We start from the raw sequence: 4,723 nt of genomic DNA on the forward strand, positions 1-4,723 counted from the left end.
CGCCTACGCGCTGCCCCGTTCTGTCGGTCAGTTCATCGGAGCCCTCTCGACTCCCCCTCGTTTAACGGCCGTTGACGCGGGCCTCGCGGGCCATGTCCATCGGCTTCAGCGACATCGCCGCGGTCCGCGCGCGCCGGCTGATCCGGGCCTGCACGTCCCGCACCTGGGCCAGCAGCCGGCGGCTGTGCAGCGTCATCTCCAGCTCGAACCGGCTGCGCGGGTCGCGCAGCACCGGGCCGAACAGCTTCTCGAGCTGCCGCAGCCGGTAGTGGACGGTCTGCGGGTGCACCTTGAGGGTCTTGGCCGCCTCCGGGGCGCCGCCGCCCTCGAGCCAGGCCAGCAGCGTCGTCTCAAGACGCGCGCTCTGCGCCGGCTTCAGCGCCTCGAGCGGCCGCAGCCAGCGGGTCGAGAGCGCGCGCACCAGGGACTCGTCCTGGAGGAGCAGCAGCGCGGGCAGATGGTCCTCGACGAAAAGGAGTTGGGCCTCGGGCGCCAGATCCACGAGCCGCCGCGCCCAGCGCAGCGAGGAGCGGGCCTCCCCCAGCGGCACCACGTGCCCCACGGCGGCCGCCCGGCCGCGCGGCAGGGCGCGGCGCAGCAGCGGGCGGGACTCGGCCTCCGGGTCGGGGTCCGGGAGCAGGGCGCAGGGCCGGCCGTCGGTGATGCCGATCAACGGGTCGCCCAACGCGTCGGAAACCAGCCGCAGTTCGCCCAGCGAGCCGAGCACCACGGCCCGCACTCTCTCGGGCAGCGGCCAGGCGGCGCGCTGGGCGAGCGGGGCCAGGGCCTCCTCGGAGAGCGGCGAGCCGGCGGTGAGCGCGGCGAACAGCTCCTGGCGGGCCCGTTCACGGGTCAGCGGGCCGTACTCGCCGTCCCCGTCATCGAGGTTCCCGGGCTCCGACCGGCTGAGCGCTCCGCGCAGGGCCGACTCGACCTCGGACCGCAGCTCGTCGCGGCGGCGAGGCTCGGGCAGCGCCGACATGGCGGACACGCGGTCGACCAGCGCATCGACCACCTCGTCGGCCAGGGCGGGGACCTCCCTCGGGCTTAACCAGACGTGGTCCAGAAGGGCACGCATCTCGCATCTCCTTCGCGTCGGGTGTGGACCCGACAGATCGCGGGCATTGCGTCAGTAGAACGTCAGAAGAACGTTCCCAAGAACACCGCACAAGGTACTTTCAAAAAACCGGCCATCGCGTTTTCCGAGGCGTCTTCGCAATTTCTTAAGTCGCCTTTAAGGACCCTTTCAGGTTCCGTTGAATTACCGGGTCAACGACGGCAGGACAGGCATTTTCATTGCCCTTGCCGCAGGCGGCGGCCGGACGCGTCGAAATTTATCACGACCGGATAATCGCGCAATCCTGCTCGCCGGAATTCGACATGCTGCGGTCACGGCGCTTGTCCCGGAGGTTTGCTTCGATGACCACCTACCCACCCCCAGAGATCAGGACGGCTTCCCGTCGTCAGGGGTCTCACCGAGCCGCGGCCAAATCGCCGCAGCGTGCGCTCCGCGGCCAGGTCCGCGGCCCGGTCCAGGCCCCGGGCCGCGGGCCCGTCGGCGGAGCGCGCCGGCTGCGGAGCGGAGACCGGGGGCCGCGGCTGATCGCGTCCTATGTGGCGGGCGCCGTGATGGTCGTGCTGCTCGCGGCGGCCAACGCCGGGGTCTTCGATCACCTCTGGTACTTCCTCGACTGGGGAGCCGGCGTGGCGGCCCTGGTGGCGCTGAGCGGCACCGTCCTGTGGGGCGTGGCGGCCACCGACCGGATCGTGCTGGCGCCGGGGCACCGGCTGCTGGCCCAGGGCGTGCACCGGGGCTTAGCCGTCGCCGGGCTCGCCTTCCTCGTCCTGCACGTCTGGGTGAAGATCGCCAACGAGCGGGTCACGACCTCGATGGCCTTCGTCCCGTTCACCGACGACAGACGCCCGGTGCTGGTCGGCCTCGGCACCCTGGCCGCCTACCTGTTCCTGGTGACCGCCGTCTCGGGCGCCGTGCGCAGCGTGTTCGCCACGCCGCGCAAGGCCCGCTGGTGGCGCGCCATCCACATGAGCGCCTACCTGGCCTGGGGCGCGTCGATGGTGCACGGCCTCAAGGCGGGCCGGCCCGTGAGCGGTTCCTGGGTCACCATCGCCTACTTCGCCGCGATCATCGGCGTGGCCGTCGTGCTGGCCCACCGGATCGTCGTCCGCAGGAGGCTCGTCAATGAGCGTTCCTAGGCGCCCCGCGCTCGCCGTCGTGGGCCAGCCGCGCCTGCTGGCCGGCCTCGACGTCACCACCCGCTTGGACCGTGTCGCGCATCTCACGGTTCACGGCCCGCTGCCCCGGCTGCGCCTCGAGGAGGTGATCGCGCTGGCCGAGAACATCGATCTGCGCGGCCGGGGCGGGGCGGGCTTCCCGTTCGCCAGGAAGCTCAAGGGCGTCGTGGAGGCCGCCGGCCGACGCGGCATGGCGCCCCATGTGGTGATCAACGGCAGTGAGGGCGAGCCCAGTTGCCTGAAGGACAAGGAGCTGCTGCTGCGCACCCCGCACCTGGTGCTCGAGGGCGCGCTGCTGGCCGCCGAGGCGCTGGGTGCGGACCGGGTCGCGATCGGCGTCACCCGCTCCGACGTGGAGAAGTCGGTGCGCGAGGCGGTGGCCGAGATGCCGCCTGGTGCCAGGCCGATCGAGGTGACCTACCTGCCCGAGCGGTTCGTCACCGGCGAGGCGTCCGCGCTCACCCGCGGCATCGAGGGCCTCCAGGCCCTGCCGGCCGGGCGCAAGGTGCGCTCCACGGAGAGCGGCCTCGCCGGGGCCCCGACCCTGTTCTCCAACACCGAGACGTTCACCCAGCTCTCGGTGGCCGCCAGGATCGGCGCCCTCTCCTACCGGGAGATGGGTCTGCCAGGCGAGCCGGGCACCGTGCTGCTGAGCGTGGCCGGCAGGTTCGTGGTCGAGGCGCCGGTCGGCACGCCACTGCGCGACGTGCTGTGGTTGTGCGGCATCACGGACCCGGGCCAGGGCGTGCTGATCGGCGGCTACCACGGCCGCTTCATCGACGCCGACGCGGCCAAGGAGACCACCCTCGACCGCGACGCGCTCAAGCGGTACGACGCGATGCTGGCCGCCGGCGCGGTGATGCCCGTGCCGCACGAGACGTGTCCGGTGGGCGAGACCGTGAAGGTCGCCCGCTGGATGGCCGACCAGTCGGCGAACCAGTGCGGACCGTGCGCGCTGGGGCTGCCGTCGATCGCCGAGGCGCTGAGCCGGGCCGCCAACGGCGGCGGTCTCAACGCGCTGGACGCCGTGCGCGACCGGGTGCTCTCGGTCCGCAAGCGCGGGGCGTGCAGCCACCCGGACGGCACCGCGAACTTCGTGAACTCCGCCCTGAACTCGTTCCTCACGGAGTTCACCGACCACGCGGTGGGCCGCGGTTGCGGGCGGCCCACCATCGGCTCGCTGGCCGTGCCGCCGGAGCCGATCGCGCTGCCGGCGGCCACCGAGGGCGGCCCCAAGCTGCTCGTCGACTGGACGCTCTGCCGCGGCCACGGGCTCTGCGCCGACGTGGTGCCCGAGGTCGTCAGGCTCGGCCCGGACGGCTACCCCGACAACGCCACCTACAACCTCCCGGCCGACTCACGCAACCAGGCCGTGCGCGCCATCCGGCGCTGTCCAGAACTCGCACTCCGACTAGCCAACTGACCATCCCCCACCCCCCTTTCAAGGAGCGATCATGACAACTCAGCTCACCCGCCAGCGCCTGCCGCACCGCTCCGCGCTGACCGTGGCGGCGGTGGCCAGCCTCCTGTTGACGGTCGCCTGCGCCGGTTCCGACGGGGACGGCACCACGACCATCGAGAACGCGGCCAACGACTCCGGAGCGGCCACCGACAACGGCTACGACTACGGCGACGGTTATGGCGGCGACTCCGGCGCCGCGACCCAACTGGGCGAACCGGCGGGCGCGTTGGCCCTGGCCGACGACTCGGAGCTGGGAGAGGTGGTGACCGACTCGGAGGGCTTCACGCTCTACCGCTTCGAGAACGACACCGCCGACCCGCCCACCTCGAACTGCGAGGGTGACTGCCTCACGGCCTGGCCCGCTGTCCCGGCCGAGGACGCCTCGGCCACCGAGGGCATCGACCCCGAACTGCTCGGCGAGGTCGAACGCTCGGACGGCAGCCTGCAGTTGACCCTCAACGGCTGGCCGGTCTACCGCTACGCGGAGGACACCGCGCCGGGTGACGTCAACGGCCACGGCGTCGGCGGCGTCTGGAACGCCCTGGCCCCGAACGGCGCCCCGGCCGGCTCCGACGCCGCGGAGGGCGGTGGCGGCGGCGAGGCCGGGGGCGGGGAGTTCGACGCGCTGAACATCGTGGACGACCCGGAGCTCGGCGAGATCGTGGCCGACTCGGAGGGCCGCACCCTCTACCGGTTCGACAACGACACCGCCTGGCCGATGTCGACCGGCTGCGAGGACGCCTGCCTGGAGACCTGGAAGCCGGCCGAGTTCATCGAGCCGGAGGTCGCCGAGCAGCTGGGCTTCGACCCCGAGCTGATCATCCCCTTCGAGCGCCCGGACGGCACCATCCAGCTGACCATCGACTGCTGGCCGCTGTACTACTTCACCGGCGACCAGGAGCCGGGCGACACCACGGGCCACGGCGCCCAGGGCCTCTGGTGGGCCGTCACCCCCGACGGTCACAAGGCCGACGCCTGATCAACCCCTGATCCGCCACCCCCCACACC

4 protein-coding genes are annotated in these 4,723 nt (G+C 72.2%); 3 read left to right on the forward strand and 1 reads right to left on the reverse strand.

Annotated elements, in window-relative coordinates:
• Positions 1 to 61 precede the first annotated feature (61 nt).
• Positions 62 to 1,078, reverse strand: coding sequence for a helix-turn-helix domain-containing protein (locus E1265_RS33770; protein ID WP_132934767.1), 1,017 nt, complete (start codon positions 1,076 to 1,078; stop codon positions 62 to 64).
• 536 nt (positions 1,079 to 1,614) lie between these two features.
• Here E1265_RS33770 and E1265_RS33775 point away from each other — a divergent pair.
• Genes E1265_RS33775 through E1265_RS33785 form a run of 3 tightly spaced genes read left to right on the forward strand, consistent with a single transcriptional unit; the run spans position 1,615 to position 4,694 of the window.
• A complete protein-coding gene (locus E1265_RS33775) occupies positions 1,615 to 2,214 on the forward strand; it encodes a hypothetical protein (protein ID WP_132934768.1) in 600 nt (199 codons plus the stop codon).
• Positions 2,201 to 3,676 carry an NADH-quinone oxidoreductase subunit NuoF family protein gene (locus tag E1265_RS33780; protein ID WP_132934769.1) on the forward strand — a complete coding sequence of 492 codons (1,476 nt, stop codon included), beginning with the start codon at positions 2,201 to 2,203 and terminating at the stop codon, positions 3,674 to 3,676. The genes E1265_RS33775 and E1265_RS33780 overlap by 14 nt, the downstream gene beginning before the upstream one ends.
• Before the next feature lie 31 nt (positions 3,677 to 3,707).
• A complete protein-coding gene (locus tag E1265_RS33785) occupies positions 3,708 to 4,694 on the forward strand; it encodes an SCO0930 family lipoprotein (RefSeq protein WP_132934770.1) in 987 nt (328 codons plus the stop codon).
• The last annotated feature ends 29 nt before the right edge of the window (positions 4,695 to 4,723 follow it).

Origin of the sequence: Streptomyces sp. 8K308, assembly GCF_004348315.1 — a bacterium.
Taxonomy (GTDB): Bacteria; Actinomycetota; Actinomycetes; order Streptomycetales; family Streptomycetaceae; genus Streptomyces.

What these genes read in the sequence shown, in the direction of transcription:
- E1265_RS33770 (WP_132934767.1), bottom strand. Translation starts at nt 1,078, where the DNA reads ATGCGTGCCCTTCTGGACCACGTCTGGTTAAGCCCGAGGGAGGTCCCC.
- E1265_RS33780 (WP_132934769.1), top strand. Translation starts at nt 2,201, where the DNA reads ATGAGCGTTCCTAGGCGCCCCGCGCTCGCCGTCGTGGGCCAGCCGCGC.
- E1265_RS33785 (WP_132934770.1), top strand. Translation starts at nt 3,708, where the DNA reads ATGACAACTCAGCTCACCCGCCAGCGCCTGCCGCACCGCTCCGCGCTG.